Annotated in this window: 32 protein-coding genes; 15 read left to right on the top strand and 17 right to left on the bottom strand. The window is 51.9% G+C overall.

Going from position 1 to position 26,896, the window contains the following annotated elements:
* The first annotated feature begins 288 nt into the window (after positions 1-288).
* The 4 genes from ghrA to F8561_RS16535 all read left to right on the top strand — a co-directional run bounded on the left by ghrA (position 289) and on the right by F8561_RS16535 (position 3,203).
* Entirely contained in the window at positions 289-1,227 is a 939-nt protein-coding gene (gene ghrA / locus F8561_RS16550; protein ID WP_020884704.1) for a glyoxylate/hydroxypyruvate reductase GhrA, read from the top strand.
* An 84-nt stretch (positions 1,228-1,311) separates the two neighbouring features.
* On the top strand, positions 1,312-2,049 hold the full coding sequence (locus F8561_RS16545; protein WP_151887717.1) for a phosphatase: 738 nt from the start codon (positions 1,312-1,314) through the stop codon (positions 2,047-2,049).
* Positions 2,050-2,069: 20 nt separating this feature from the next.
* Positions 2,070-2,624, top strand: a complete 555-nt coding sequence (locus tag F8561_RS16540) for a molecular chaperone (protein WP_020884703.1) — start codon at positions 2,070-2,072, stop codon at positions 2,622-2,624.
* A 96-nt stretch (positions 2,625-2,720) separates the two neighbouring features.
* A complete protein-coding gene (locus F8561_RS16535) occupies positions 2,721-3,203 on the top strand; it encodes a DUF1097 domain-containing protein (RefSeq protein WP_073395898.1) in 483 nt (160 codons plus the stop codon).
* Positions 3,204-3,246: 43 nt separating this feature from the next.
* On the opposite strand, the gene csgG is transcribed toward F8561_RS16535, so the two are convergent.
* The 4 genes from csgG to csgD are packed head-to-tail and all read right to left on the bottom strand — an operon-like array spanning position 3,247 to position 5,588.
* The gene (gene csgG / locus F8561_RS16530) at positions 3,247-4,080 is read right to left on the bottom strand and encodes a curli production assembly/transport protein CsgG (protein ID WP_014169519.1); all 834 of its coding nucleotides are present in this window, start codon (positions 4,078-4,080) and stop codon (positions 3,247-3,249) included.
* A gap of 26 nt (positions 4,081-4,106) precedes the next feature.
* Positions 4,107-4,520, bottom strand: coding sequence for a curli production assembly/transport protein CsgF (gene csgF / locus F8561_RS16525; RefSeq protein ID WP_020884701.1), 414 nt, complete (start codon positions 4,518-4,520; stop codon positions 4,107-4,109).
* Between the two features lie 23 nt (positions 4,521-4,543).
* Positions 4,544-4,933, bottom strand: a complete 390-nt coding sequence (gene csgE, locus F8561_RS16520) for a curli production assembly/transport protein CsgE (RefSeq protein WP_020884700.1) — start codon at positions 4,931-4,933, stop codon at positions 4,544-4,546.
* A 4-nt stretch (positions 4,934-4,937) separates the two neighbouring features.
* Positions 4,938-5,588 (bottom strand): biofilm master transcriptional regulator CsgD, encoded by a 651-nt coding sequence (gene csgD / locus F8561_RS16515; protein WP_020884699.1) that lies wholly within the window; start codon positions 5,586-5,588, stop codon positions 4,938-4,940.
* Between the two features lie 766 nt (positions 5,589-6,354).
* Here csgD and csgB point away from each other — a divergent pair.
* The 5 genes from csgB to ymdB all read left to right on the top strand — a co-directional run bounded on the left by csgB (position 6,355) and on the right by ymdB (position 8,828).
* Entirely contained in the window at positions 6,355-6,810 is a 456-nt protein-coding gene (gene csgB / locus F8561_RS16510; RefSeq protein ID WP_020884698.1) for a curli minor subunit CsgB, read from the top strand.
* Between the two features lie 41 nt (positions 6,811-6,851).
* Entirely contained in the window at positions 6,852-7,307 is a 456-nt protein-coding gene (gene csgA, locus F8561_RS16505) for a curli major subunit CsgA (protein WP_014169524.1), read from the top strand.
* A 59-nt stretch (positions 7,308-7,366) separates the two neighbouring features.
* Entirely contained in the window at positions 7,367-7,699 is a 333-nt protein-coding gene (gene csgC, locus F8561_RS16500; RefSeq protein ID WP_014169525.1) for a curli assembly chaperone CsgC, read from the top strand.
* A gap of 159 nt (positions 7,700-7,858) precedes the next feature.
* A complete protein-coding gene (locus F8561_RS16495) occupies positions 7,859-8,179 on the top strand; it encodes a hypothetical protein (RefSeq protein WP_014169526.1) in 321 nt (106 codons plus the stop codon).
* A gap of 106 nt (positions 8,180-8,285) precedes the next feature.
* On the top strand, positions 8,286-8,828 hold the full coding sequence (ymdB, locus tag F8561_RS16490; protein ID WP_151887716.1) for an O-acetyl-ADP-ribose deacetylase: 543 nt from the start codon (positions 8,286-8,288) through the stop codon (positions 8,826-8,828).
* 34 nt (positions 8,829-8,862) lie between these two features.
* On the opposite strand, the gene mdoC is transcribed toward ymdB, so the two are convergent.
* On the bottom strand, positions 8,863-10,002 hold the full coding sequence (gene mdoC, locus F8561_RS16485) for a glucans biosynthesis protein MdoC (protein WP_151887715.1): 1,140 nt from the start codon (positions 10,000-10,002) through the stop codon (positions 8,863-8,865).
* A 255-nt stretch (positions 10,003-10,257) separates the two neighbouring features.
* Between mdoC and mdoG the strand changes: the two genes are divergently transcribed.
* From mdoG to F8561_RS16470, 3 genes are all read left to right on the top strand, one after another.
* Complete coding sequence (mdoG, locus tag F8561_RS16480) at positions 10,258-11,811, top strand: glucans biosynthesis protein MdoG (protein WP_025204472.1); 1,554 nt, start codon at positions 10,258-10,260, stop codon at positions 11,809-11,811.
* Positions 11,804-14,332, top strand: coding sequence for a glucans biosynthesis glucosyltransferase MdoH (mdoH, locus tag F8561_RS16475; RefSeq protein WP_032681268.1), 2,529 nt, complete (start codon positions 11,804-11,806; stop codon positions 14,330-14,332). The genes mdoG and mdoH overlap by 8 nt, the downstream gene beginning before the upstream one ends.
* An 81-nt stretch (positions 14,333-14,413) precedes the next feature.
* Positions 14,414-14,641, top strand: coding sequence for a YceK/YidQ family lipoprotein (locus F8561_RS16470; protein ID WP_020884695.1), 228 nt, complete (start codon positions 14,414-14,416; stop codon positions 14,639-14,641).
* 6 nt (positions 14,642-14,647) lie between these two features.
* Here the strand turns inward: F8561_RS16470 and F8561_RS16465 are convergent, their stop codons facing one another.
* The 3 genes from F8561_RS16465 to F8561_RS16455 form a co-directional block, all read right to left on the bottom strand.
* The gene (locus F8561_RS16465; RefSeq protein ID WP_086532695.1) at positions 14,648-15,022 is read right to left on the bottom strand and encodes a MysB family protein; all 375 of its coding nucleotides are present in this window, start codon (positions 15,020-15,022) and stop codon (positions 14,648-14,650) included.
* A gap of 84 nt (positions 15,023-15,106) precedes the next feature.
* The gene (gene mdtG / locus F8561_RS16460) at positions 15,107-16,336 is read right to left on the bottom strand and encodes a multidrug efflux MFS transporter MdtG (RefSeq protein ID WP_151887714.1); all 1,230 of its coding nucleotides are present in this window, start codon (positions 16,334-16,336) and stop codon (positions 15,107-15,109) included.
* Positions 16,337-16,477: 141 nt separating this feature from the next.
* A complete protein-coding gene (locus tag F8561_RS16455) occupies positions 16,478-17,404 on the bottom strand; it encodes a Kdo(2)-lipid IV(A) acyltransferase (RefSeq protein ID WP_014169534.1) in 927 nt (308 codons plus the stop codon).
* 222 nt (positions 17,405-17,626) lie between these two features.
* Here F8561_RS16455 and F8561_RS16450 point away from each other — a divergent pair, with 222 nt between their 5' ends.
* Positions 17,627-18,676: a rhodanese-related sulfurtransferase gene (locus F8561_RS16450; RefSeq protein ID WP_032677865.1), complete on the top strand. Its 1,050-nt coding sequence runs from the start codon at positions 17,627-17,629 to the stop codon at positions 18,674-18,676.
* Between the two features lie 41 nt (positions 18,677-18,717).
* On the opposite strand, the gene F8561_RS16445 is transcribed toward F8561_RS16450, so the two are convergent.
* From F8561_RS16445 to mdtH, 9 genes are all read right to left on the bottom strand, one after another.
* Positions 18,718-19,296: a YceI family protein gene (locus F8561_RS16445; protein ID WP_020884691.1), complete on the bottom strand. Its 579-nt coding sequence runs from the start codon at positions 19,294-19,296 to the stop codon at positions 18,718-18,720.
* 1 nt (position 19,297) lies between these two features.
* Positions 19,298-19,864: a cytochrome b gene (locus F8561_RS16440; RefSeq protein WP_032670551.1), complete on the bottom strand. Its 567-nt coding sequence runs from the start codon at positions 19,862-19,864 to the stop codon at positions 19,298-19,300.
* Between the two features lie 228 nt (positions 19,865-20,092).
* Positions 20,093-20,206: a DUF2770 family protein gene (locus tag F8561_RS16435; RefSeq protein ID WP_032670549.1), complete on the bottom strand. Its 114-nt coding sequence runs from the start codon at positions 20,204-20,206 to the stop codon at positions 20,093-20,095.
* Between the two features lie 59 nt (positions 20,207-20,265).
* Positions 20,266-21,384: an N-methyl-L-tryptophan oxidase gene (gene solA / locus F8561_RS16430; RefSeq protein ID WP_020884688.1), complete on the bottom strand. Its 1,119-nt coding sequence runs from the start codon at positions 21,382-21,384 to the stop codon at positions 20,266-20,268.
* 116 nt (positions 21,385-21,500) lie between these two features.
* Positions 21,501-21,755: a biofilm formation regulator BssS gene (bssS, locus tag F8561_RS16425; RefSeq protein ID WP_008500827.1), complete on the bottom strand. Its 255-nt coding sequence runs from the start codon at positions 21,753-21,755 to the stop codon at positions 21,501-21,503.
* Between the two features lie 272 nt (positions 21,756-22,027).
* Positions 22,028-22,273 carry a DNA damage-inducible protein I gene (gene dinI / locus F8561_RS16420; protein ID WP_020884687.1) on the bottom strand — a complete coding sequence of 82 codons (246 nt, stop codon included), beginning with the start codon at positions 22,271-22,273 and terminating at the stop codon, positions 22,028-22,030.
* A gap of 74 nt (positions 22,274-22,347) precedes the next feature.
* Positions 22,348-23,394 carry a dihydroorotase gene (gene pyrC / locus F8561_RS16415; protein WP_149376674.1) on the bottom strand — a complete coding sequence of 349 codons (1,047 nt, stop codon included), beginning with the start codon at positions 23,392-23,394 and terminating at the stop codon, positions 22,348-22,350.
* 126 nt (positions 23,395-23,520) lie between these two features.
* Positions 23,521-24,081, bottom strand: a complete 561-nt coding sequence (locus F8561_RS16410; protein WP_020884685.1) for a lipoprotein — start codon at positions 24,079-24,081, stop codon at positions 23,521-23,523.
* 124 nt (positions 24,082-24,205) lie between these two features.
* Complete coding sequence (gene mdtH, locus F8561_RS16405) at positions 24,206-25,414, bottom strand: multidrug efflux MFS transporter MdtH (RefSeq protein WP_014169547.1); 1,209 nt, start codon at positions 25,412-25,414, stop codon at positions 24,206-24,208.
* A 236-nt stretch (positions 25,415-25,650) separates the two neighbouring features.
* Between mdtH and rimJ the strand changes: the two genes are divergently transcribed.
* Both rimJ and F8561_RS16395 read left to right on the top strand, forming a co-directional pair.
* Complete coding sequence (rimJ, locus tag F8561_RS16400; RefSeq protein WP_013097146.1) at positions 25,651-26,235, top strand: ribosomal protein S5-alanine N-acetyltransferase; 585 nt, start codon at positions 25,651-25,653, stop codon at positions 26,233-26,235.
* A gap of 9 nt (positions 26,236-26,244) precedes the next feature.
* Positions 26,245-26,895: a YceH family protein gene (locus tag F8561_RS16395; RefSeq protein WP_014169549.1), complete on the top strand. Its 651-nt coding sequence runs from the start codon at positions 26,245-26,247 to the stop codon at positions 26,893-26,895.
* Position 26,896 lies beyond the last annotated feature (1 nt).

Here is a 26,896-nt window from a genome sequence, read left to right as displayed (position 1 = left end):
CGTTGCCGTATACACACTTTCCAGGCGTGCTCCTTCAGCCACTCGGACACCTCACCATATTGTCATCCCGTTGTTGCCGGGACGGGCGCTAATGTAAGGAAAAGCCGAACTGGCGTCAACTCACTTTTTCAGTAAATCAGTGCATTTAGACAAACTTCAGTCAACATGGCTTTTAAATGTGCTGAAAGCGCCTTTTTTATCAACAACGCGGTGGCGGTAAAAATTTGTTATGCTGGCAATCCAGTTGAAAATGAACACAAAACAGCGCAATAAAAGGCAGGAATGACTATGGATATAATCTTCTATCACCCCACTTTTGATACTGCTTACTGGATTAAGGCACTTTCGGCGGCGTTGCCCGGGGCGCGCGTGCGGGAGTGGAAACGTGGTGATAACGAACATGCTGACTACGCGCTGGTCTGGCATCCGCCGGTAGAAATGCTCCAGGGCCGTAAACTGAAGGCCGTTTTTGCACTGGGCGCCGGCGTGGATTCGATTCTGAGCAAACTGAAAGCACACCCTGAAATGCTGCCGGAAGAGATCCCTCTTTTCCGTCTGGAAGATACCGGCATGGGCCAGCAAATGCAGGAGTATGCTGTCAGCCAGGTGCTGCACTGGTTCCGCCGCTTCGACGACTATCAGGCACTAAAACAGCAATCCCACTGGGAACCGCTGCCGGATTATCAGCGCGAAGATTTTACCATTGGTATCCTCGGGGCTGGCGTGCTCGGCTCAAAAGTCGCTGAAGCACTTGCCCCATGGGGCTTCCCACTGCGCTGCTGGAGCCGTAGCCGCAAGGATTATCCGGGCGTAGAAAGTTTTGCCGGCGCTGATGAGCTTCCTGCGTTCCTGAACGGTACGCGCGTGCTCATCAACCTGCTGCCAAATACGGCCGAAACGGTGGGGATTATCAATGGTGCACTGCTTAATCAACTGGCTGACCAGAGTTACGTAATGAACCTGGCGCGCGGGGTACACCTTGTTGAGTCCGATCTGCTGCAGGCGCTGAACAGCGGAAAACTGAAAGGGGCGATGCTGGATGTGTACAGCCGCGAGCCGTTACCGGCAGAAAGCCCGCTGTGGGCACATCCGCGTGTGGCGATGACGCCGCACATTGCAGCGGTCACGCGTCCGGCGGAAGCTGTGGCCTATATTACCCACACCATCAGTGAGATGGAGCAGGGCCATCCGGTAACCGGACAGGTCGACAGACAGCGCGGCTACTGAGTGAAACCCGGCGTTAGCCGGGTTTTTGCTAATATTCGCTGCAGATAACTGCTATCCTTTGGAAAAACCGCAGAGGAGAGAAAGATGTATCCCGTTGACCTGCATATGCACACCGTCGCCAGTACCCACGCGTATAGCAACCTCCATGATTATATCGCGCAAGCGAAACGCAAGGGCATTACGCTTTTTGCGATTACCGATCACGGCCCGGACATGGCAGATGCGCCGCACTACTGGCATTTTGTGAATATGCGGATCTGGCCACGTCTGGTGGACGGTATTGGGATACTGCGCGGTATCGAGGCAAACATTAAAAATACAGACGGTGAAATCGACTGTACCGGACCGATGCTGACCTCTCTGGATCTGATCCTTGCCGGTTTCCACGAGCCGGTTTTCGCGCCGCAGGATAAAGAGACGAACACCCGGGCGATGATTGCTGCCATAGCCAGCGGCAACGTGCACATTATTTCTCATCCGGGTAATCCTAAATACCCGATTGATATCGAGTCTGTTGCCCAGGCGGCAGCGAAACACCGCGTGGCGCTGGAGATCAATAACTCTTCTTTTGTTCACTCGCGTAAGGGCAGTGAAGCAAACTGTCGCGCCGTGGCAGCTGCAGTGCGGGATGCCGGTGGCATGGTGGCGCTGGGTTCCGATTCCCATACCGCGTTTACGCTGGGTGATTTTAGTGAATGCCTGAAAATACTGAATGACGTGGATTTCCCGGAAGACAGGATCCTTAACGTTACCCCACGCCGCATGCTTGATTTCCTCGAGTCACGCGGAATGGATCCGATTGATGAATTTGCCGATCTTTAATTGTGTAATGGAATAAAAAAATGAATGAGTTTTCCATCCTTTGCCGCGTGCTGGGTACGCTGTTCTATCGTCAGCCGCAAGACCCGCTGCTGGTTCCACTCTTTACCCTGATTCGTGAAGGGAAACTGGCGCAAAACTGGCCGCTGGAACAGGATGAGTTGCTGGAGCGTCTGCAAAAAAGTTGCGATATGCAGCAGATTTCAACGGATTACAACGCACTGTTTATTGGCGACGAATGCCGCGTTTCGCCGTACCGTTCAGCCTGGCAGGAAGGGGCGACGGAAGCGGAAGTGCGCGCGTTTCTCTCTGAACGCGGAATGCCGCTGACAGATACCCCTGCGGACCATATCGGAACGCTGCTGCTGGCTGCATCCTGGATTGAAGATCACGCCGCTGATGATGAGAACGAGGCTATCGAAACGCTCTTCGAAGCGTATCTGCTGCCGTGGTGCGGTACTTTCCTCGGCAAAGTTGAAGCACATGCGACCTCGCCGTTCTGGAGAACGCTGGCTCCGCTGACCCGCGACGCCATTGCGGCAATGTGGGATGAGCTGGAAGAAGAGGATGAGGAGTGATTTAGGTCACATAAATTCTGCAACCATACATTTCATCTTGCACGTAATGTGCATCTGATCTCATTTCCATGGCGCGCTTCTGCTAAGATGCGCGCCATGAACATATTACTGTGTATCGCATTAACGACAGGCATTCTCTCCGGACTATGGGGATGGGTGGCGGTCTCTCTCGGGTTGCTCAGCTGGGCCGGGTTTCTGGGCTGTACGGCCTACTTTGCCTGCCCGCAGGGCGGCGTAAAAGGGCTATTCATCTCTGGCTGTACCCTGATGAGCGGCGTTATCTGGGCACTCGTGATTATGAAGGGCAGCGCGCTGGCCCCGCATCTGGAGATCCTGGGCTATATCATGACCGGCGTAGTCGCGTTTTTGATGTGTATCCAGGCAAAGCATATGCTGCTGTCGTTTGTACCCGGTACCTTTATGGGCGCATGCGCGACGTTTGCAGGGCAGGGGGACTGGGCGCTGGTGCTTCCCTCGCTAATGCTGGGGTTGGTGTTTGGCTATGCCATGAAGAACAGCGGCCTCTGGCTGGCCGCCAGACGGGATAAAGCGCAAAACATCACTGCGGTAAGCGAATAAAAAAAGGCGAGATGATGATCTCGCCTTTTTTATGCGCTTCCTGTCAGGATTCCGGAGGCACCGACATATCGCGGTATTTAACCAGTATCGGGTTTTGCGCCTCTGCTTTGTTCTGCAGGTCCCACAATCCACGATCGATACCATCATTAATCAGGAAGATTACTCCGGTTTCTATGGCTGACATCAGACACATCATGACCGGTTCGTTAGAGGTATACCCGATTTCACCCTCCAGCAAACGCTGGTAATCGATGAAGCGGAAAACCCCGGCCTGCACTTCATAAGAAAGAATGGTTTTGCTGGTCGTTACCGAAGAGAGCACTTCACCCGTGCTGACGTTGACGACACGCAGGTTAACGGCGATTTGGTCGAGCTGATATTGCGTATCAGCACCGATACCAAAGTAACGCGCGCCCACACCACCCGATTTAACGTTGCTTTCATAACCGATAATCGATCCCTCGATCATGACGTTCGCCGCGGCCAGTGATTCCAGCGGCATGCGGTTATTATTCGCGACGGTGCCATTTTCCTGCGCAGCGCGAATAATTTTCCGTTCATTTAACAGGTTCTGCAGACCCTGACGTTCCAGAGGAATAAACCAGTGCGAATCCTTCAGAGCGGTCACCAGCATGGCGGTGGCGCTCTGTGGGACTGCCGTAGAGAAGTTACTTGCCGGATAAGGTTTAAATTGTCCCGTTTCATCCTGAATGTTGTAAACCGAGACAAATATTTTACCGGTCGGCGCAGGTAAATGTGTTAAATCACGATAGCTTTGAGCCCGAGGCATTAATGTTGGTTTTGCAGCTTCTTTAGGTGGAGCAGTTAAACAACCGCTCAATAAGCACACTGCAACAAATATCAGGAAGCGCTGCATGATCGTTGTCCTTATTTCGTTGTTGTTTAAAAGTTCGTTGAATCACTTTGTAGACCGGAAACCTGAATGGTGGAGGTTTTCCCGGTTTTTCGATCGGTAACGTTCAACTGGAGTTGTCCGTCCTTGTTGGCGATGTCGACAATGAAGTCGTTGGTCACCATTCGGCCGGGTTTGCCGGTATTAATGTTGGTCAGCAACCCTCCCAAAATCTGCGACTGGATAGCCTGCGTGAAGTTGTCCAGTGCCGATGGGGTATCGACGCTAAAATCCTTAAAGCTGGGATCCTTATAGGAGTTTTGCGCCTGGGCTTCGTTCAACAGAAACGCCCCATTATTGGGATTACCGCCAAAGTTAGGGTTACGGAACTGGAACGTCATATTTCCGGCCCAGCTTATAGGGGTGATTAGCATTATCGAAACAACTGCATATGCAATACGCATGACAGCCTCCGGATATAGGTTCGCTAGAATTCGTCTTTTGCTAAATCGCTGGTGCTTAATAGCGCTTTATCAATTTGCAGGCGATTAATAGCATCTTCTGATTGAGCCAGTGCTAAGGCTACGTTTTTATCGAAGTCTATTTTCGTGGGGAATAAAAATGTTTGATAAATAACGTCCTGATTAGCCGTTATTGTTATCCAACTTCCCCATCGTGCACTGGGCCGCTCGTTGATTGTTATATTTCCAGTAAATGTACTGTCCCATTTGTCACTGAATGCACGATAAAAATTGTGCCCGACCGAGGAGACAGTGTGGTCTGTTAACAATCCAGGAACTTCGACCTCGACGGCCCGTACGTTCCCGGCAGCGAGCATAAAACTCGCTGCGGCGATCCAACTCAACGTGCGTTTCATTTGATTAACGCCTGAGGTTATCGTTTGCCCATGAAACAGCCTGAGTTCGGTTCTTAACAGCTATCTTCTTGAAAAGATTATAAAGGTGCGTCTTTACCGTATTTTCGCTGATAAATAACGAACGGGCGATTTCAATATTTGAAGCACCAATGCGCAATTTGTTCAGGATCTCTTTCTCACGGTGCGTTAGCAGCGCTGACTCTGAACTGTTATAGCGGTAATTTCCGGAGTGCGTGATGAGGTAGCTGGCAAGTTTTTGCGAAAAATAACACTCGCCGCGCAATATACCCTGCAGACCTTCGACCAGCCGATCTTCTTCTTCCGTGATATAGAACACACCATTGATATGCGGCCAGCTTTCAATATCTCTGAAGGGATACTCATCAGGGGTATTCAATAATAACACGCGGATATTATTGTTTTTCCTGCTTAAATTATCTTGCCAGTAATGGATAAGCTTTTTATCCGCTTCCATCATATCAATCAGAATGATACTGCCAGGTGCAATATCATCAAAAGAACGTTGAATATTATGTAATTTCCCGTGCAGAGACAGCGATTGCTTTAAATGTTGTAATAAAGCGGTCGCTTGCAACGAAGGTTTTGTGATCAACAGTAACGTATGACCATGTAAACTTTGGACTTCATTATACATGATGAAACCCCACTTTTTTATGACACCTGACAGCGGTCCTCCAGATAAAAAAGAGGACCCCAGAAGTACTGACAGATGTTGCACTGCTGTGTGAAGAAAAAAACCATAACCTCCAGCAGGAGGTAAATATAAAACAAATTTCGTACATCTGATTTCAATCTAGCTATTACTAACTTTAAAGCAAGTGTTAAACGTGTAACAGGATGTAAAAATCAATATTAATTTGTGAAATTGGACTCTTTTAAATGTTGTGGAATGATAAGAAAGTTGTACATATAAATAACCCTGCACAGATTTTAAAAATCATACAAATATTTATAATCATTTGATTTTTATGAATATTAATTATTTATTTCTTCCCGTAAAGAGGTATGAGTCACAGAGATTTTCTAAGTCCTGTAATGAACGGTGCTGCGTCTTAAGAAAACAGGTCTCGTGTCACGTGTTGTGTAAAATGTCCTCCTGGCGTTTCGTTTAGCGTCCGTTGCATGGGGGCTTTACCCCTCTCGTCCCGCTGCGTAATCGATTATTAAGAAAAGCTTAATAGAAAAATAAGAACCCCGGTCTATAACGTTTTTTTGCATGGAATTACTACTTTGAGGTGACGTGATAAATAAAAATAAGCCACGCGGGTGAGATATTTAAAATGTTTCGGCAGACATACTCATCACCGTAACGACGCGTTAACAAATTACGAGTCGTTCTAACACGAAGTCACAGTAACAAGGTTATGGCGTTATCAAATAGCCAGGTCCAGGGTGACAACATGAAAAATACATCGTTATTTATGATGTTTACATTACTGGGTGCGCCTGGATTTGTAATCGCGGCTGATTCAGATTTGGCTAACGCTGAATATAACTTCACGGTTAATGAATTAAGTCGTTCATCATTAAATCAGGCAGCCATTATTGGTCAGCAGGGCATGTTAAATGATGCTCAGGTTCGCCAGGACGGGTCAAAATTATTGTCCATTGTTTCTCAGGATGGAGCAGGCAACAGAGCGAGAGTTGATCAATCAGGGACTTATAATATTGCTTGGATCGATCAGAGCGGTAGCGCGAATGATGCAGGTATTACGCAAGATGGATATGGTAATAGTGCGAAAATTATCCAAAAAGGGTCGGGTAATAGAGCAAATATTACGCAGTACGGTACGCAGAAAACCGCAGTTGTAGTGCAGAGACAGTCGCAAATGGCGATTCGCGTTATTCAGCGTTAGTTATTTAGCGGCGACTTTAATCAATCCGATGGGGGTTTACCATGAAATTTATCAAAGTGGCAGCAATTGCAGCAATCGTAGTTTCTGGTAGTGCTATGGCCGGTAGTATTAATCAAGGCGGTTGGGGTAACGGGCATGGCCACGGTGGTCATGACAGTGGTCCAAATTCAACGCTGAGCATTTACCAGTACGGTGGCGGTAACTCGGCTCTCGCTTTGCAAACCAGTGCGAGAAATTCCACACTGACCATTAATCAGAGTGGCGGCGGTAACGGCGCTGACGTTGGCCAGGGCTCTGATGACAGCTCAATTAGTCTGACTCAGAATGGTTTCGGTAACAGCGCAACGCTTGACCAGTGGAATGGTAACCACTCGGTGATGAACGTTAGCCAGTACGGTGGTGGCAACGGTGCTGCTGTTGATCAAACCGCATCCGGATCCACTGTGACTGTTCAGCAGGTTGGTTTTGGCAACCACGCGACTGCACATCAGTATTAATTTCCAGTCTGTGCTACAAAAAACAGGGCATTTGCCCTGTTTTTTTTCGGGAGTTCATCATGAATACCTTAATTCTCCTCGCGGCGCTTTCCAGTCAGATCACGTTTAAAACATCGCAACAGGGAAATATGACCACCATTATTCCGCAGGTTATTCTGACGGAACCGTGTGAATGTCAGGTGCAGATTGTCTCTTTGCGACAGGGGCAGGGGGGGCAAAGTTCTTCACGGCAACAAAACACACTTTTTATTCCCGCTAATCAGACGATTGATTTAATGCGGCTGAGTTTAAATATAGATTCCGGAGACAAGGTGAACATTACTGTCACCGTCTCTGACGGGAAATCGCTTCATTTATCACAGCAATGGTCCCCGGCGGGAAGTGCGCTCTAATGATTATGAAATCAAGACGTTGTGGATATGGCGGGCGTGCGCGGTTGAGCTATGCTGTTATCAGGAACTGTGCAGTGCTGTTCCATAACGTGATGCTTCGTTTGCCCTAGCGGAGCGCGTTTACCCCTCAAGGACGACTTTCATTGAGGAGTACATATAGTGACCAAATATTTAGCCCGACGGGTTTATGGTTTAGGTTTGATCCTCTCTGCATTTATTACTCCCGCTTTTTCAGCCACGATTGTCGACGGTGGTGTGATTCATTTTCGCGGCGCTATTGTCGCAGACCCCTGCGTGGTCACACCGCATCATGACGCGTTTGCAATGACATGTCCGGATAATAATCGGATGCAAACGCGCAGGGTCAGCTATGAAGATGTACTTAACGGTCAGGTCAACGATTCCAGCCTCGCAACTCTCAGCATGAAGTACCTTAATCCCGAAAAAACGCTCGCGGTTGTTCAAATTCAGTATCGTTAATTCTCGCTCTTCCGCTCCCCGGCGGAAGAGGTTTTTCCCCGATAGTTTTTTATCCATACCTCCTCTGCGATACACTTAAGAAAAAGGCGGGTAGCAGAGGGTACGTATGAAACCGCAAATTGAAGTCATTCATGGCGATATTACGACGATGCACGTCGACGTGATCGTTAATGCGGCCAATCCATCACTGATGGGCGGGGGCGGTGTTGACGGCGCAATCCACCGGGCTGCAGGACCGCAGCTCCTTGAGGCCTGTAAAGCTGTGCGTCAGCAGCAGGGTGAATGTCCTCCGGGTCATGCGGTGATTACCCTCGCGGGAGATCTTCCTGCCAAAGCGGTGATTCACGCTGTGGGGCCTGTATGGCATGGCGGCGATCGGCATGAGGCGAGTCTTCTGGAGGAGGCGTACCGCAACTGCCTGCGCCTGGCAGCGGATAACGGCTATAAGACGATGGCTTTTCCGGCTATCAGCACTGGGGTATACGGATATCCAAAACCTGCCGCTGCCACGATCGCGGTAGAGACCGTTCACCGATACCTCTCCCTCAAGCCGATGCCTGAGAAGGTGATTTTTGTCTGTTTCGACGAAGAAACCACGCACCTTTATCAGCGGCTTCTCACGCAGCGTGGACAGGACGTAGAGAGCTAAAACAAACGCGGCGCACTGAGTGCGCCGCGTTTGTTTATGAGGCTTTAGCCTGCGGTTTTCCTGAAAAGAGGAAACGCAGGAGCGGGATCCGCAGATGGATTTCATAAAGCACGATGGCAATCCCAATCACAAAGACCAGTCCGGTAAAGAAACCCAGCGTGTTGGACGCAATATGTGGCGTGATATAAGCGCCGAAGAACAGCGTCAGCGGGTGGTGCACCAGGTAAATAAACAGTGAAGCATTGACGAAGTAGGTCACGCGGCTGGACTTAAAGTTCAGCAAGCGGTGTCCCAGCGCGAAGACCACATTCACCATCCACAGACCCAGCAGCATGGTGATCACGCTTTCTGTTTCATACATCCAGCCATCGCCGCTGTCATAGCGCTGATTTAATAGATAGGCCGCAAACGCGATAGCGGCACCCAGGGCGCACCATGGCGACGGGGTGGTAAACAGCGATTTAAGTTTGGGATGAATAAATGCCAGCGCACCGGCTAAAAAGAAGGGGATGTAAAACAGCGACTGCATCACGACGAAATTGAACAGCCCGTCACTCAGTATCGGCGGATACACGATAAACAGCGTGCGTCTCACGGCCGCATAGGCGATCCCCAGCAGCAAAAAGAGCAGAGACAGTTTACCCAGCGTAATGTTGGCGAAGAAGGTATCGGCCTGGGTACTCAGGCGATGGCGCAGGCGGCTGAAAATGACCAGGCTGACCGTGGTGAGCACCACCAGGACCAGCAGGAACCACAGGTGAGACACCAGTTCCCAGACCAGGGTATTGTACTTTTCATACAGCGTCAGATTTGGCCAGTTCTCCGCCTTGCCTTTGACGTACTGCAACATAATAAACTGCGGCAACGTCAGCAGGGGAATGGCGGTCAACATCGGAATGCCCACACGCTCCACGCGCACTTTCCACCAGCGTTTTACCGGGTAGCGTAAGAACAGCATGTAGGAGAAATAGCCGGATATGACAAAAAACACCTGCATACGAAAGGCATGGATAAAGTCATTAAACAGCGTGAGCCACCAGGAGGGCATCTGGCTATTCACATGCCAGGTGTGGCTGGAGTAAATCAGTGAAATGTGAAAGGGGATCCCCAACAGCATCAGCCATGCCCGGATCGAGTCGAGGAAATATTCACGTTCTACAGGTGTTGAGCTCATATAACTTTGTGCATTCTCAGACTTTTCGCCTTATCCCTAAGACTCATAATGGTTACATTCGAAGCCAACCCTACACCAAGACCGACACCCTGTCTCCAGGATAAGCACGCAAAGTGAAAAGCGGGTTCTTTCATTTGCTTAATCCATGAGCCAGCGAGCTGAACAAAGCAGTGATAATGTTGTCGGATTGCCTGAGTTTCCATTAAAATGGATCGGATCGATATAAGCACACAAAGGGGGAAGTGCTTACTTATTATGAAACATAAACCACAGATGATGAAAATGCGTTGGTTGGGTGCTGCAGTGGTGTTATCTCTGTATACCTCATCGGCACTGGCCTTTAACATCGACGATGTCGCAAAACAGGCAAAATCGATGGCAGGCAAGAGCTACGAAGCGCCAAAAAGTAACTTGCCCTCCGTTTTCCGCGACATGAAGTATGCGGACTATCAGCAGATCCAGTTCAACCATGACAAAGCGTACTGGAACAACATTAAAACCCCGTTCAAGCTTGAGTTTTATCATCAGGGAATGTACTTCGACACGCCTGTTGCCATTAATGAAGTGACGGCTACCGCGGTACGTAAAATCAAGTACAGCCCGGATTACTTCAATTTTGGCAATGTTCAGCACGATAAAGATACGGTTAAAGACCTGGGCTTCGCTGGCTTCAAGGTGCTTTACCCGATCAACAGCAAAGATAAAAACGACGAAATCGTCAGCATGCTCGGTGCCAGCTACTTCCGCGTGATCGGGGCAGGGCAGGTGTACGGGCTTTCTGCGCGTGGCCTCGCCATTGATACCGCGCTGCCATCAGGTGAAGAGTTCCCGCGTTTCCGCGAGTTCTGGATTGAACGTCCAAAACCTACCGACAAACGCCTGACTATTTATGCACTGCTGGATTCCCCGCGTGCGACCGGTGCTTATCGCTTTGTGATTATGCCTGGCCGTGACACGGTCGTTGACGTGCAGTCCAAAGTTTACCTGCGCGATAAAGTCGGCAAACTGGGCGTTGCACCGCTGACCAGTATGTTCCTGTTTGGGCCGAATCAGCCGTCACCGGCGACGAACTTCCGCCCGGAACTGCACGATTCCAACGGTCTTTCTATTCATGCAGGTAATGGTGAGTGGATCTGGCGTCCGCTGAATAACCCGAAACATCTGGCTGTCAGCAGTTTTGCGATGGAAAACCCGCAAGGTTTCGGCCTCCTGCAGCGTGGCCGTCAGTTCTCCCGATTTGAAGATCTGGATGACCGCTATGACCTGCGCCCAAGCGCCTGGGTCACGCCGAAAGGTGACTGGGGTAAAGGTAAGGTTGAGCTGGTTGAAATTCCAACCAATGACGAAACCAACGATAACATCGTTGCTTACTGGACGCCGGATCAGCTGCCGGAAGCCGGTAAAGAGATGAACTTCAAATACACCATTACCTTTAGCCGCGACGAAGACAAACTGCATGCGCCGGATAACGCGTACGTCATGCAGACTCGCCGTTCTACGGGTGATGTGAAGCAGTCTAACCTGATCCGTCAGCCTGATGGCACCGTGGCCTTTGTTGTGGACTTCGCGGGCCAGGATATGAAAAAACTGTCCCCGGATACTGCCGTTGCGGCTCAGGCCAGCATCGGTGATAACGGTGAAATCGTTGAGAACACCGTACGCTATAACCCGGTAACGAAAGGCTGGCGTCTGACGCTGCGCGTGAAAGTGAAAGATCCGAAACAGACCACTGAAATGCGTGCTGCGCTGGTCAGTAACGATCAGCCGCTGAGTGAAACCTGGAGCTATCAGCTACCTGCCAATGAATAATACATCTGAATATATTGATGCCATGCCGCTGACGGACATTGAAAAAGCGGCGCTGCCTAAAAGCGACATCCGCGCGGTGCATACCGCGCTGGATGGCGAACATCGTCCGTTTTCCCGTGACGATGATACGCCGCTGGGGTCAGTAAAGGCGCGTCTGGAGCAGGCATGGCCAGACTCGCTGGCAGAAGGGCAGTTGATTAAAGACGACGAAGGACGCGATCAGCTTCAGGCAATGCCGAAAGCCACGCGTTCCTCAATGTTCCCTGACCCGTGGCGCACCAACCCGGTTGGCCGCTTCTGGGATCGCCTGCGTGGGCGTGATGTTACGCCGCGCTATCTGTCGCGCCTGACGAAAGAAGAGCAGGCCTCCGAACAGAAATGGCGTACCGTGGGGACCATTCGTCGTTACATTCTGCTGTTACTGACGCTGGCGCAGACCGTGGTCGCCACCTGGTACATGAAAACCATTCTGCCTTACCAGGGCTGGGCACTTATCAACCCTGCAGACATGATGGGCCAGGATATCTGGGTCTCCTTCATGCAGCTGCTGCCGTATATCCTGCAGAGCGGCATTCTTCTGCTGTTTGCCGTTCTCTTCTGCTGGGTGTCAGCCGGTTTCTGGACCGCGCTGATGGGCTTCCTGCAGCTGCTGATGGGGCGGGACAAATACAGCATTTCAGCCTCAACGGTCGGGGATGAACCCCTTAATCCTGAGCACCGTACGGCGCTGATCATGCCTATCTGTAACGAAGACGTTGACCGCGTATTTGCGGGTCTGCGTGCGACCTGGGAGTCCGTAAAGGCAACCGGTAACGCGGCGCATTTTGACGTCTATATCCTGAGTGACAGCTACAACCCGGACATCTGCGTTGCCGAGCAAAAAGCCTGGATGGAACTGATCGCGGAAGTGCAGGGTGAAGGCCAGATCTTCTACCGCCGTCGTCGTCGTCGTGTGAAGCGTAAAAGCGGAAACATCGATGACTTCTGCCGTCGCTGGGGGAATCAGTACAGCTACATGGTCGTGCTGGATGCTGACTCCGTAATGAGCGGCGACTGCCTGAGCGGTCTGGTGCGTCTGATGGAAGCCAACCCGAATGCGGGGATTATCCAGTCTTCGCCAAAAGCGTCCGGTATGGACACGCTTTATGCGCGCTGCCAGCAGTTTGCAACCCGCGTCTACGGGCCGCTCTTTACCGCTGGTCTGCACTTCTGGCAACTGGGTGAGTCTCACTACTGGGGTCACAACGCCATTATCCGCGTGAAGCCGTTCATTGAGCACTGTGCGCTGGCTCCGCTGCCGGGTGAAGGTTCGTTTGCGGGGTCTATTCTGTCGCACGACTTCGTGGAAGCGGCGTTGATGCGTCGTGCTGGCTGGGGCGTCTGGATCGCCTACGACCTGCCGGGATCTTACGAAGAGCTGCCGCCGAACCTGCTGGATGAGCTCAAGCGTGACCGCCGCTGGTGTCACGGTAACCTGATGAACTTCCGCCTGTTCCTCGTAAAAGGGATGCACCCGGTTCACCGTGCTGTGTTCTTGACTGGCGTAATGTCTTATCTCTCCGCACCGCTGTGGTTTATGTTCCTTGCGCTCTCTACTGCGCTACAGGTGGTGCATGCTCTGACGGAACCGCAATACTTCCTGCAACCGCGCCAGCTGTTCCCGGTGTGGCCGCAGTGGCGTCCGGAGCTGGCGATTGCGCTGTTTGCCTCCACCATGGTGCTGCTGTTCCTGCCTAAGCTGCTCAGTATCATTCTGATCTGGTGCAAAGGCTCGAAAGAGTACGGTGGTTTCTGCCGCGTGACGCTCTCGCTTCTGCTGGAAGTGCTGTTCTCGGTGCTGCTGGCGCCGGTGCGTATGCTGTTCCATACCGTGTTTGTGGTCAGCGCGTTCCTCGGCTGGGAAGTGGTCTGGAATTCACCGCAGCGTGATGATGACTCCACGCCGTGGGGGGAAGCCTTCATGCGTCATGGCTCGCAGCTGCTGCTGGGTCTGGTATGGGCGGCAGGTATGGCCTGGCTGGATCTGCGCTTCCTGTTCTGGCTGGCACCGATTGTCTTCTCGCTGATCCTGTCACCGTTTGTGTCAGTGATTTCGAGCCGTTCAACGGTGGGGCTGCGTACCAAACGCTGGAAACTGTTCCTGATCCCGGAAGAGTATTCGCCGCCACAGGTGCTGGTGGATACCGACACGTATCTGGAGCAGAACCGCAAACGTTCGCTGGAAGATGGTTTTATGCACGCGGTGTTTAACCCGTCATTTAACGCTCTGGCGACGGCCATGGCGACAGCGCGTCACCGTGCAAGCCAGGTACTTGAGATTGCCCGCGATCGTCACGTTGAGCAGGCGCTGAATGATACGCCGGAAAAACTCAACCGCGACCGTCGTCTGGTGCTGTTGAGCGATCCGGTTACGATGGCACGCCTTCACTACCGTGTGTGGTCTGCGCCGGAAAAATACTCTTCGTGGGTCAGCCACTATAAAGAGATTAAAATTAATCCACTCGCGCTGAAGGCGAAGTAAGCCTTCTGTGCCCGGCGGCGTTATGCTACCCGGCAAATAAAAATACCGGCTGAAAAGCCGGTATTTTTTTAGAGGTCATTGATGAAAATAATCCTCGCCGTGATGATGGCGTGTTTACTCAGCGGCTGTGGCAGCATCATCAGCCGCACCATTCCAGGGCAAGGCCACGGTAATCAGTACTACCCCGGGGTAAAATGGGATGTACGTGACTCAGCGTGGCGCTATCTCACCGTGCTCGATTTACCGTTTTCACTGGTATTCGATACGCTATTGCTGCCGATCGACGCTCAGCACGGCCCTTATGAATAGGGGAAATTAACGCTCATCCCACTCATCGGCTGCGGTCTGTCCTTCTTCCGTATCCAGCGGCGGCTCGAGCTGAAATTCGCCCTCATCCCACTCGTGCAGGGTGTTTTCTTCAAGCCATTCCTGCCGTAGTTCGATTTCGTCATAGTCGCCATCAAAGACGGCCTGCGCACCTTCTCCGCTCAGGACCGGCAAACATTCTCCTTCCTCGCCATCATCAGCAAAGAATTCGGCCTGCCACATAATATCCCCGTCCTGCAGAACGTATTTCTGGATATTAAGTTGTTGCACGTCAGCATTTTCTTCATCAACGCCAGGATTATCGGCGAGGAACTCTTCACGAGCGGCATCAATAGCTTCTTCCAGTGTGGCGTACATGGTCATTGGTGTCTCCCTGTTTTCCTGAAGGTTTCAGGGAAAGAATAGCTGAATATCGGGTTCTGCAAGTATGAATGCAAAAATAAGCTGTCACGCGTTTGTCTTATTAACGACCGGTCGTAAAGCCCTCGATAAACTGAACCACGAATAAATCGCATTAAACAACACCACGCCCGCGGTGACGATAAACACGGCGCGGAAACCAAAACTGGCGGAAATCCCGGCACCGACCAGCGGTCCGGTGACGTTGCCGATATCGCGAAATGACTGGTTATAGCTAAAAATGCGGCCGGCTATCTGGTTCGTTGAGTTGTAAACCAGCAGGGTCTGAACCGCAGGCAGTAACGCGCCGTCTGCCGCTCCCAGTAAGAAACGCAGCAAGCCAAGTTGCCACGGCGCTTGTACCATCGACATCGGAATGAGGAGCAGAACGGAAATCACCAGGGCGCATATCAGGATTTTTTCCGGGCCCACGCGGTCCCCCAGTTTTCCCAGCCTCGGGGCGCTGAGCAGCGCCGCCACGCCGGGCACCGACGCGATAAGCCCGCTAATAAATGCAATATTACTGACGTCACCGGCCAGATCGCGAACGTAGAGCGTCAGAATAGGGGCAATCGACCCGGTTGCTACCTGAGTAATCAGGGTCGTTACGAACAGGCTTAGCACCAGCCTGGGGTTTTTAAGCGAGGTCAGCACATCCCGTGCGTGGAGCATCTCTTTTCGGGGGACCGGGGTGAAACGTTCACGGATACAGAGCAGCGTGACGATAAAGCAGAGAAAAAGGACGCTGGCAGTAATGAAAAAGACCGGACGCAGGCCGTAGTTATCCGCCAGCAGTCCGCCTGCCAGCGGTCCCAGCAATGCGCCGCTCACGCCACCGGTGGAGAGCGTGCCGAGCGCCCAGCCGCTTTTGTGTCGCGGAATTTGGGTGGCGATGAGCGCATTTGCGTTAGGAATAAAGCCCCCCAGCAGGCCCAGTAACGCGCGCAAAATCAGAAATTGCCAGACGTTCTGCGCAAGGCCCATCAGCGCCATGATGATGGCCATCCCCAGTGCCGAACGCAGCAGCATGATCTTTCGTCCTTTGCGATCGGCAAGGCCACCCCAGAAGGGCGAAGCAATCGCGGAAAAGAGAAAGGTGATACTGAAGACCAGGCCAGACCACATATTGAGCGCACTGTGACCGGTGACGCCAAGTTGTTCAACGTAAAGCGGCAGGAAGGGCATCACCAGGCTAAACGCCGCACCGGTGAGAAAACAGCCAAGCCACGCAACCGTGAGGTTACGCTTCCAGTTTATGGGGGCATCTGAGGGTGACATAACAATCCGCATAATGAGGTGCAGAGCACCATAGGCCTGAAGTAATAAGCCTGCTAAGTATGCGCCTGGGTTATGATCGCTGCAATGCGGAGGCGCTTTTAAAGCTAAATGAGCGTGCGGCCCTGATGGCCGCACGGAAAATTAATAGCGCGACGGCATACCCTCTGGCCGCGTTTTGAAGCGACGATGGAGCCACATATACTGCTCCGGCGCGAGCATGATGCATTTCTCAACCACTCTGTTCATCCAGCGAGCGGTCGTTTCCGCATCGTCCAGCGGCGGCGCGAGTTCCGGCTCGAGCATCATTAACTCGTAGCCTGAGCCATCCGGCTTGCGACGCGGGACAAACGGGACGATCGCGGCTTTGGACATTTTCGCCAGCATCCAGGTACCGGTGGTTGTGGCCGCCTCTTCAACGGCGAAGAACGGGACAAATACGCTGGATTGCGGGCCATAATCGTGGTCAGGGGCATACCAGATCACTTCACCTGATTTCAGCGCGCGGATCATCCCCTTCAGGTCTTTACGGTCGATCATACTTTTATTGGAGCGCATACGACCATTGGTCTGGATTAAATCGATCACCGGGTTATCGTTAGGGCGATAAACACCAATACCGGGTGCCTGCATGCCAAACATACGCGCACCGATCTCCAGCGTCAGAAAATGCACGCCAATCAGCAGTACGCCTGTCTTATTGGCCTGAAGCGTATGCACAGGCTCCATACCCGTCCCAGTGACTTCACTCCAGCGGGCCATCCGTTTGTCTGGCCAGAACCACGCCATACCGGTTTCCATCAGCCCCATGCCAACGGATTCGAAATTCCTGGTAACCATCTCATGACGTTCCGCCTCGCTCATCTGCGGGAAGCACAGCTCAAGGTTGCGGTAGGCAATCCTGGCGCGGCGTTTCATGAATTTTTGACCAATACGGCCCACACATTTGCCCACACGGAAAATCACAGGGTAAGGGAGTTGGACCATCAGCCATAAAAAACCAATGCCAAGCCAGGTCAACCAATAGCGGGGATGCAAAAGGGCGACAGTAAATTTCGGTAACTGGGTCATGTCTTTCCTGTGTTCTAACGTCCTGTTTAGCTATTGTCTCATTTTTTGAGGCGTAGCCAAAATGTCTGTCTTCGAAACGTGTACGAATGCAGCAATTGATAAGTCTGACTAACTAGGGTGTGTGAAATGTAGCGTAAATTGTGTGGATGTAAATTGTCATTGTTTGCTATATGATGCCGACCGATTTTTCATTCTCTCTAACGATTGCAGGACTTGTACACCATGCCAGTGTTACACAACCGCGTTTCGAATGAGATGTTAAAGGCGCGTATGTTGGCTGAAACCGAACCGCGCACGACAATCTCATTCTACAAATACTTCACCATCAACGATCCACAAGCGACCCGCGATGCGCTTTATCAGGCCTTCACGACGCTGAATGTTTTCGGTCGCGTCTATCTTGCCCGTGAAGGCATCAATGCCCAGATCAGCGTACCGGAAAGCAAAGTAAACGCCTTCCGCGACCTGCTTTACGGGTTCGATCCGGCTCTCAACGGTGTACGCCTGAACATTGCCCTGGATGATGACGGTAAATCATTCTGGGTACTGCGCATGAAAGTGCGTGAACGCATTGTCGCGGACGGTATTGACGATCCGGCGTTTAACGCCGCTGATGTCGGGGAATACCTGAAAGCGGCGGAAGTGAATGCGATGCTGGACGATCCGGATGCGGTGTTCATCGATATGCGTAACCACTATGAGTATGAAGTGGGGCATTTCGAAAACGCGATGGAAATTCCGGCTGATACCTTCCGCGAGCAACTGCCAAAAGCGGTTGAGATGATGCAGGAACATAAAGATAAAAAGATCGTGATGTACTGTACCGGTGGGATCCGCTGTGAGAAGGCCAGCGCCTGGATGAAGCACAACGGGTTTAATAAGGTTTGGCACATTGAAGGCGGCATTATAGAGTACGCCCGCCGTGCCCGTGAGCAGGGTTTACCGGTGCGTTTTATCGGTAAGAACTTTGTCTTTGACGAACGAATGGGCGAGCGTATTTCAGAGGATGTGATTGCCCACTGTCACCAGTGCGGTACGCCGTGTGATACCCATACCAACTGCAAAAATGACGGATGTCATTTGCTGTTTATTCAGTGTCCGACCTGTGCCGAGAAATTTAACGGATGCTGCAGCGAACTGTGCAGTGAAGAGAGTATGCTGCCGGAAGAGGAGCAGCGCCGTCGTCGTGCAGGACGGGAAAACGGTAACAAGATTTTTAATAAATCCCGTGGCCGTCTGAACACCAAACTGGGTATTCCCGACCCTGAATAAGGCTGATGCCCGGCAGTGTGAAAGCCTGCCGGGCGTCGTTATTATGACTTCTGCTGAACGCCTTCAACGGAAATAATCAGTTCGACATCCTGAGAAGCCGGGCCCAAATCGGTAGTAATATTAAAGTCTTTCAGGTGAATTTTACCTGCGGCTTCAAATCCGGCACGTTTACCCCCCCACGGATCGTCACCCTGGCCCATTAATTTTGCATTCAGCGTAACCGGTTTTGTCACGCCGTTGAGCGTCAGGTTGCCGGTAATATCCAGCTTATCGCCATCTTTTTTCACTTCCGTGGAGGTGAAGGTAGCCTGTGGGAATTTAGACACGTTCAGGAATTCCGCACTGCGCAAATGTTTATCGCGTTCTGCATGATTGGTGTCGACACTGTTGGTATTAATGGTCACGTTGACTTTATCGGCGGCAGGATTTTTTTCGTCAAAGCTGAATGTGCCGTCAAAATCATTAAAGGTGCCATACAGCCAGCTATACCCGAGATGCTGAATACGGAAATTGACGAAAGCATGTTGGCCCTCTTTATCAATTTTATAGTCAGCAGCAACGGCTGAGCCGGTGGTAAATAACAGAGAACCCAGTGCGATACCCAGCAGGTGTTTTTTCATTTTAAGCTCCAGAGTCAACTGACGAGCGGCCAAGCATGCGCTTTAGCGTATCGTCTTTATCGATGAAATGATGTTTAAGGGCGGCAAGCCCGTGCAGCACGGACAGGATAACCACGCTCCATGCCAGCCAGAGGTGAATCACCCCGGCAATATCGGCCTGTGATCCCGCATCGGCAAGCGTTGCCGGGACATCAAAAATGCCAAAAACGCTTATTGGCTTACCCTCTGCTGTCGAGATGAGATAGCCGCTGATCAGAAGAGCGAAGAGCAGCGCATAAAGCGTAATATGCGCGGCAACAGCGCTGATACGGGTAAATTTACTGTGGGTCTTTGGCGCGGCAGGCGGCGGTGAAATGTGTCGCCAGATCACGCGAATAACCAGCCCCATCATCAGCAGCACGCCGATACTCTTATGCAGCTCCGGGGCCTGGTGATACCAGCCATCGTAATAGCTGAGCGTCACCATCCAGAGGCCAAGTCCGAACATGGCATAGACCGCAATAGCAAATATCCAGTGCAAGCTTATGGATATTATTCCATAGCGCCGGGAGGTGTTACGCAATTGCATCAGGATTACCATTATCAAATAAACAGAGCAGTAAAAATGAACGGGAAGGAATGATATTGCAACTGAAATAAGTCGATATTGATTTTTATTTTATTTATTTCAGCGGTTTTGAAAATGATCCGCAAAGGTAATTCAATGTCTTCGTGCAAGACTTAACAAAGGGCTAATTGAGGAATTGTTCTAACTTAAGTAAATATAAAGTAATGTCAATAAATGTCAGGCAGGCTTTCAGTAAAATACAATGTAAATAAAATCAATGATGGCCAGCAGCGCCCACAATAAGATATAGAGCATCAAATGCTCACGAATATTATTGATGAGAAAACCCACAACTTTGCGCATAGCGCCCCGTAAACCGTAACAAAAAGACGGGCTCCGGAACGTCCGAAGCCCGTGGTGGATTATCCGTTAAAACGTGAAAGAGAGAAGGGCGTCAGATCAAACTGCGGTGTAATACCCTGGGCAAACTGCGCGGCAATTTCACCCAGCACCGACGCGAACTTAAAGCCGTGACCGCTCAGACCGGTGATGAGCAATGTGTTCTCATGCCCGGGCAGCGTATCGATAATAAAGTCTTCGTCCGGGGTGTTGTCGTAGGTGCATGCCGCGCCATAGAGTAAGCCACCGACGCCCGGCAGAATATTTCGCAGGAACGAGAAGGCTTCAGAGCCATCCTGTGGGTAGGCGCCAAACGGTTTACGTTCTTCAGGAGAGGAGATAATTTGTCCCCCATTGTGTTTCCCGATTTTGAGCGCGTCTTTATCCGAAGGGAAGCCGTAGAACTGATCGCCGTTGGGTAACTCGCCGGTGAACGCCGGGAATTTATTCTGCGTACTGTAACGGCCATCAGACTGGAACCAGGAGAAGACCTTGCGCACCGGCTGTACGGGCAGGTCTGGCAGCAGACGGGTTACCCAGGTACCTGCACTGATGAGCAATCGGGAGGCCGTGTACTCTCCGTCCAGGGTTGTCACCGTGACGCCGTCAGCGTCATGTTTAATGGCCTCGACCGGGCAATTGAAAAGCTGGGCGCAGCCTGCTTTCGCGGCCAGCGCTATCCAGGTTTTTATTGCTGTTTCGCAATGCAACACCCCAGAATGGGCTTCAAAGAGACCAACATAATCGTCCGGGACGGTGATTTCCGGCCAGCGTGACATGATCCCCGCCGCGTCGAGCTTCTCAACGTCCAGGTTGAATGTCTTCGCGCTGCGTTCGACGCTGGCGAGAAAATCAGAGCGGGCAGGACCAAGGTTAATGATACCCGTGCGTTCGAAAATGCGCTCCTCAGTCTGTTTAGCCAGTTCGTCCCAGAGCGCTTGCGCGCGAAGTACCAGCGGGACATAGCGCTCGCCTTCACCATAGGCGTGACGAATGAGGCGAGTATCGCCATGATGACTTCCCTCTGAATGAGGGGGAAGATGGGCATCTATCATCAGAACCTTGAGGCCAGCCTGGGTGGCATAATATCCGGCGGCAGAACCAACGGAGCCGCTACCAATAATAATCAGATCATATTTCATGGGCATCTCTTAAACTAACGCTTTGTTAGCAGAGTAATTAACATCGGGGGCTTATACAAGGGAGAAATAAATAAGGCACCCCGAGGGTGCCTGTAGAGTGAAAAGTGGGCTAAACGCTAATGCCGTTTATACTCATTTTCCTGGTAGTCGCCAGATTCTATTTTTGCGATGCCTGCTTCCAAAATAGAAATAAACTGACGGGCGACGTCTGTCGTAAGCCACAGCGTCTGTCCAACTTCCGCTTCTTCACGGTTCAGCTGATTTGGGGTCTGGTAGTGCAAACGCAGCATCAGTGCATCGTAGCTGTCTACGGTACTGATATCCCAGCCAACGAGTGGGTGGGTCTGGATGACTTCGCTATTCTTTTCCATTATAACCCCCATAATGCGTGTTAGAAGACAACGACTTCGAGGTTCAATGCATGTTTTTCTGAAGCAACTTCAGTATACAAGTAATAAGGGTTCCTAAGGGAAAAATAAACAGCTAGCAACACATTTTTCTGCTTTTTAGGATTGTTCGAACAATAAAACACCATGTTGTTCACGATTTTTAAAGAAGTTGCCGAATTAATTTGAACTTTCTGGATTTTCAGGCGAAAAAAAGCCGGGGCGACCCGGCAAAAAAACACAATGAGGGAGCAGTGTTAATCTGTGATGAACCAGTCGTCGGCGCTTTCCCACGTTTCCTGCAGGATTTCGGTGATACGCGCTTTATCTTCTTTCGCGCCGCCAATGACGGAGAGGTTGTTTGCGGCCGCGTAACGCACCGTTACGGCACCGTCGTTTTCGGGAAAGGTGTTGTTAATACGACGGGATAATTCGCCTGCAAGCGCATCAAGCGCGCCAGCAGGCAGAACAGTAGTTTTGGCTATGGTGACTTCAATACGCATAAATGCCCCCTGTGTAATATACTGTGTATTTATACAGGCATATTATCGGTTTGACAACAAGGGGCACTGATTTTTTAGCGTTTTACCGTCCAGCGAACGGTTTCACCTGCCAGGAATGGGATCAGCGTGTCATCGGTCAGTGGAATGGCTTCCTCAACCTGGCTCTCTTTACGTTCCAGCTCAATGAAGGTCTCATTGACCGGCAGCCCATAAAAACGGGGGCCATTGAGTGAGCAGAACGCCTCGAAATGCGGCAGGGCATTCATCTCTTCAAACACGGTTGCATAGCTGGCGAGAGCAGTTGGGGCATTAAAGCAGCCCGCACAGCCGCAGCTTGCTTCTTTGCGATGACGCGCATGAGGTGCGGAATCCGTGCCCAGAAACGCGCGGGAGAAACCGCTGGCAACCAGTTCGCGCAGCGCCTGCTGGTGAATGTTACGCTTGAGGATCGGCAGGCAGTACAGATGTGGACGTACACCGCCAACCAGCATGTGGTTACGGTTAAACATCAAATGCTGTGGCGTGATGGTGGCGGCGATAAGCTCGTTACCGTCGCGGACATACTCCGCGGCATCTTTGGTGGTGATGTGCTCGAAGACCACTTTGAGCGCGGGAAGGCGCTGACGCAGGGGCTCCATCACGGTGTCGATAAAACGGGCTTCACGGTCAAAGATGTCGATCTCGGCATGCGTGACTTCACCGTGAACCAGCAGCGGCATACCCAGTTTCTGCATGCGCTCCAGCACCGGCATGATGGCATCAATGCTGGTAACGCCGTGGCTGGAGTTGGTGGTGGCATTGGCCGGGTAAAGTTTCGCAGCGGTGAATACGCCTTCGTTAAACCCGCGCTCCACTTCGTTTGGATCCAGGGAATCGGTCAGGTAGCAAGTCATCAGCGGGGTGAAATCATGGCCCGCCGGGACGGCATCCAGAATACGCTGGCGATACGCAATTGCCGCATCGACGGTGGTGACTGGTGGCACCAGGTTAGGCATGACAATCGCGCGGCCATAAATTTCGCTGGTATAAGGCACGACGGTTTTGAGCATATCGCCATCGCGCAGATGGATATGCCAGTCGTCAGGGCGGCGGATTTTAAGAACCTGGGGTTGTGCAGTCATGGAAGCTCCGGCTTGTCAGGAATCAGTCATTCGGATGGCTGTTTTTGCCGGACACAAATCATAAGCGGAAACGTTTTCGTTTGCACACTTTTCCGTAAAAAAAAGGGCGCCTCGGCGCCCTACGGGTTAATCAGTGAAGGGAATAATGATTTCTCCCGGTTTCACCTCTATCCCTTTAGCATACTTTTTCGCAAGCGCTTCACCCTTGCTCTTATCTTCACTTAAGACATAGGCTGGCTGCTGATTAAAATAGTTACGCAGCGACTGATTCAGATAAGGCATCAGGGTTTGCAGCACAGATTTCATCTTGTCCGGCGTGACTTCCGCATCGACGACTTCCATCTCCTGCAGGTAAATAGCCCCTTTCTCTTTGTTAAAGACCGGCAGCGCTTTTAGCTTCAGCTTGATATTGGCTTTCTGGTTGCCGAAGAGGGAGGTCATATCGAGGTTTGCATCCCCGTTCAGCGTCACTTTGTTTGGCTCTTCACGTCCTATCTGGCTGGTCAGGTTACTGAGGACGATATGCGCATCGGCAAGCCCGGGCACGCCGATGTCTTTTGAAAAGTTGTTATGTTTTTCCAGCGCCTGATTAATTTCCTGTTCACTGACGGTGTATTGCGTAAGCTGGTTACAGCCCACCAGCAGACCGCTGACAATGAATGCAGCGGCAATGACAATTTTCTTCATAGTGTTCCTCAACGAAAAATCGGCGCTTCTGTCCTGTTACGTCAGTATGTCAGTGTGAAATGGCAGAAACCAGCAGAAAAAACTGAGAAGTGAGGCGGGAGCGACCTCCCGCCAGAGGGAAGGGCTACGCGCCCGGTTCGAGCATACCGCTTGCGCTGCGCTTCTGGCTGAACTGCCACCAGAGGGCCAGCAGCGTCATAAAGCCCACCGCGCCGAGCATCATCCACGGCAGTTCCGGCTGATTCAGCGCTTTGCCTGCATCAAACAGCCAGCCGCCGCCGGCGTAACCCAAAGCCCCACCAAAGGCCAGACCGAGTCGGCTGAACCCCATATAGCTGCCGCGGGCACGCGCATCTGCAAGCGAGGCGCTCAGCGTCTCACGAGCCGGCTCGGCGATGATAGAGCCGATATAGAAGGTGCAAATCAGCGTAAACAGCTGCTGGAGAGAATTCACCAGACCGATGGGCATCATGCTCAGCGTCATTAAAAACAGCCCGGCCATCAGACGATGTTCCAGGCGAAAACGCCGTTCGCTCCAGCGGGCAATCGGATAGAGCAGCGTCAGCGAAAGCGCGGCTTCGATGGCGTACATCCATTTCACGGCGGCCGGGGTTCCTGCAATATCATTGACCATGATAGGCAGCATCAGCATCACCTGCACGGCAAGCATGTAGTAACCCGTCAGGGTCAATACGTAGGTGACAAAACGTTTGTCGTGCAGGACGCGGCCCAGCCCTTCGCGTACCGGCGCTTTCACCGTCGACAATTTCCATGCTGGCAGATACAGGCCATTAAAGAGGGCGCACAGAATAAAGAGCACCGCGCCAGCCGCGCAGACCAGGCGGAAATCGTACTGCAGCAACCAGCTCCCCAGAAGCGCGCCAATTACCGCGCCCGCGCTGTCCTGCATCATCAAAATCGAGAAGAAACGTCCGCGGTGCTGCGGGCGAATTAACTTCACTACCAGCGCGGTGCGCGGCGGGTCAAACAGGGTTCCGCCGATCCCGGAGAGAAAGCAGGAGAACCACAGAAGCCAGGGCTCATGGGCAACCGCCATCGTGGCAAAGCCTGCCGCACGAAGCAGCATACCGGTCACAATCATCGGTTTCGCGCCGAAGCGGTCAGCAATGGCACCGCCAAACACCCCAAGGCCTTGCTGGACAAACTGGCGTAAACCCAACGCGATGCCAACCATCAGCGCCGCCCAGCCCATTTGATCGACAAAGCGGATCGAGATAAGAGGAAACACGACAAAAAAGCCGAGCACGACCAGCATGTTATCGACTAGCAGGAAATATTTACCCAGGCTCCTCGCCTGTGATACGCGGGACATTTTCCCTCCAGGGAAAACAGGATGGTGAGCACGCTAACATTCTGCGGGGTTACTGCGCGTTTTCCCACCCCTGGGCGTGACAATATTTTTTTATCAAAAGAGCGCTTTGATAGAGAGTTCTCATCGAAAAATGTGAAAAGAGGTCAAAATGGTATGTCACTGTTTTCACAGACGGCGCAGGCACAGGTATAGTAAAGCTAATGGGTTAGCAGAAGTGACGGGAAGGAGTGGTATCGATGTTTGGCTATCGCAGTAATGTGCCAAAAGTGCGTCTGACAACGGACAGGCTGGTCGTTCGTCTGGTGCATGAGCGTGATGCCTGGCGTCTGGCGGATTATTACGCCGAGAATCGCCAGTTTTTAAAACCCTGGGAACCCGTTCGGGATGAGAGCCATTGTTACCCATCCGGCTGGCAGGCGCGCCTCAGTATGATTGCGGAATTTCATAAGCAGGGAAGTGCGTTTTATTTTGCGCTGCTGGATCCTGAAGAAAAAGAGATCATCGGCATCGCCAACTTTTCAAACGTCGTGCGCGGATCGTTTCACGCCTGCTACCTCGGCTACTCCATCGGTCAGAAATGGCAGGGGCAGGGGCTGATGTATGAAGCATTAACGGTGGCAATCCGTTATATGCAACGCACGCAACATATCCATCGTATTATGGCGAACTATATGCCGCATAATCAGCGCAGCGGTAATTTGCTGGCGCGTTTAGGGTTTGAGAAAGAGGGTTACGCCAAAGACTATCTGCTGATAGATGGAGAATGGCGCGACCATGTCCTCACGGCATTAACCACCCGGGACTGGACAGCGGGTCGCTAAGGAGAAGAGATGAAATATCAGTTAAGCGGTGCAGAAGCGCGCGTCGTCGGATGCCTGCTGGAAAAACAGGTCACGACGCCGGAGCAATATCCGCTCTCTGTCAACGCCGTCATGATGGCCTGCAACCAAAAGACCAACCGCGAGCCGGTAATGAACCTCAGCGAGCATGACGTTCAGGATGTGCTGGATGAACTGGTGAAACGCCATTATCTGCGCACCGTCAGCGGCTTCGGAAACCGCGTCACCAAGTACGAACAACGTTTTTGTAATTCCGAATTCGGCGACCTGAAGTTGAGCGCCGCGGAAGTGGCGGTGATCGCGACCCTTTTACTGCGCGGGGCACAGACTCCCGGCGAGCTGCGCACACGGGCTTCCCGTATGCATGAGTTTGCGGATATGCAGGAAGTGGAACAAACCCTCGAAGGGCTTGCAACCCGCGAGGATGGCCCTTACGTGGTGCGTCTGGCACGCGAACCGGGCAAGCGTGAGAGCCGCTATATGCATCTCTTCAGTGGCGAGGTGGATACCGCGACGCTGGCAACGGAACAAGAGTCCACTGTTGTCAGCGGCAGCCTGACGGCGCGCGTGGACGCGCTGGAAGAGGAGGTCGCTGGGCTGAAACAGCGCCTGGACGCACTGCTGGCACATTTGGGAGATTAAC

This window comes from Enterobacter sp. 198 (genome assembly GCF_009025585.1).
GTDB classification, from domain to species: domain Bacteria; phylum Pseudomonadota; class Gammaproteobacteria; order Enterobacterales; family Enterobacteriaceae; genus Enterobacter; species Enterobacter ludwigii.
Note: the sequence above shows the minus strand (reverse complement) of the source record. Positions and strands in the feature narration are given on the sequence as shown.

Coding starts and splice junctions, on each gene's coding strand:
- ghrA (WP_020884704.1), top strand. CDS start 289: ATGGATATAATCTTCTATCACCCCACTTTTGATACTGCTTACTGGATT.
- F8561_RS16545 (WP_151887717.1), top strand. CDS start 1,312: ATGTATCCCGTTGACCTGCATATGCACACCGTCGCCAGTACCCACGCG.
- F8561_RS16540 (WP_020884703.1), top strand. CDS start 2,070: ATGAATGAGTTTTCCATCCTTTGCCGCGTGCTGGGTACGCTGTTCTAT.
- F8561_RS16535 (WP_073395898.1), top strand. CDS start 2,721: ATGAACATATTACTGTGTATCGCATTAACGACAGGCATTCTCTCCGGA.
- csgG (WP_014169519.1), bottom strand. CDS start 4,080: ATGCAGCGCTTCCTGATATTTGTTGCAGTGTGCTTATTGAGCGGTTGT.
- csgF (WP_020884701.1), bottom strand. CDS start 4,520: ATGCGTATTGCATATGCAGTTGTTTCGATAATGCTAATCACCCCTATA.
- csgE (WP_020884700.1), bottom strand. CDS start 4,933: ATGAAACGCACGTTGAGTTGGATCGCCGCAGCGAGTTTTATGCTCGCT.
- csgD (WP_020884699.1), bottom strand. CDS start 5,588: ATGTATAATGAAGTCCAAAGTTTACATGGTCATACGTTACTGTTGATC.
- csgB (WP_020884698.1), top strand. CDS start 6,355: ATGAAAAATACATCGTTATTTATGATGTTTACATTACTGGGTGCGCCT.
- csgA (WP_014169524.1), top strand. CDS start 6,852: ATGAAATTTATCAAAGTGGCAGCAATTGCAGCAATCGTAGTTTCTGGT.
- csgC (WP_014169525.1), top strand. CDS start 7,367: ATGAATACCTTAATTCTCCTCGCGGCGCTTTCCAGTCAGATCACGTTT.
- ymdB (WP_151887716.1), top strand. CDS start 8,286: ATGAAACCGCAAATTGAAGTCATTCATGGCGATATTACGACGATGCAC.
- mdoC (WP_151887715.1), bottom strand. CDS start 10,002: ATGAGCTCAACACCTGTAGAACGTGAATATTTCCTCGACTCGATCCGG.
- mdoG (WP_025204472.1), top strand. CDS start 10,258: ATGAAACATAAACCACAGATGATGAAAATGCGTTGGTTGGGTGCTGCA.
- mdoH (WP_032681268.1), top strand. CDS start 11,804: ATGAATAATACATCTGAATATATTGATGCCATGCCGCTGACGGACATT.
- F8561_RS16470 (WP_020884695.1), top strand. CDS start 14,414: ATGAAAATAATCCTCGCCGTGATGATGGCGTGTTTACTCAGCGGCTGT.
- F8561_RS16465 (WP_086532695.1), bottom strand. CDS start 15,022: ATGACCATGTACGCCACACTGGAAGAAGCTATTGATGCCGCTCGTGAA.
- mdtG (WP_151887714.1), bottom strand. CDS start 16,336: ATGTCACCCTCAGATGCCCCCATAAACTGGAAGCGTAACCTCACGGTT.
- F8561_RS16455 (WP_014169534.1), bottom strand. CDS start 17,404: ATGACCCAGTTACCGAAATTTACTGTCGCCCTTTTGCATCCCCGCTAT.
- F8561_RS16450 (WP_032677865.1), top strand. CDS start 17,627: ATGCCAGTGTTACACAACCGCGTTTCGAATGAGATGTTAAAGGCGCGT.
- F8561_RS16445 (WP_020884691.1), bottom strand. CDS start 19,296: ATGAAAAAACACCTGCTGGGTATCGCACTGGGTTCTCTGTTATTTACC.
- F8561_RS16440 (WP_032670551.1), bottom strand. CDS start 19,864: ATGCAATTGCGTAACACCTCCCGGCGCTATGGAATAATATCCATAAGC.
- F8561_RS16435 (WP_032670549.1), bottom strand. CDS start 20,206: ATGCGCAAAGTTGTGGGTTTTCTCATCAATAATATTCGTGAGCATTTG.
- solA (WP_020884688.1), bottom strand. CDS start 21,384: ATGAAATATGATCTGATTATTATTGGTAGCGGCTCCGTTGGTTCTGCC.
- bssS (WP_008500827.1), bottom strand. CDS start 21,755: ATGGAAAAGAATAGCGAAGTCATCCAGACCCACCCACTCGTTGGCTGG.
- dinI (WP_020884687.1), bottom strand. CDS start 22,273: ATGCGTATTGAAGTCACCATAGCCAAAACTACTGTTCTGCCTGCTGGC.
- pyrC (WP_149376674.1), bottom strand. CDS start 23,394: ATGACTGCACAACCCCAGGTTCTTAAAATCCGCCGCCCTGACGACTGG.
- F8561_RS16410 (WP_020884685.1), bottom strand. CDS start 24,081: ATGAAGAAAATTGTCATTGCCGCTGCATTCATTGTCAGCGGTCTGCTG.
- mdtH (WP_014169547.1), bottom strand. CDS start 25,414: ATGTCCCGCGTATCACAGGCGAGGAGCCTGGGTAAATATTTCCTGCTA.
- rimJ (WP_013097146.1), top strand. CDS start 25,651: ATGTTTGGCTATCGCAGTAATGTGCCAAAAGTGCGTCTGACAACGGAC.
- F8561_RS16395 (WP_014169549.1), top strand. CDS start 26,245: ATGAAATATCAGTTAAGCGGTGCAGAAGCGCGCGTCGTCGGATGCCTG.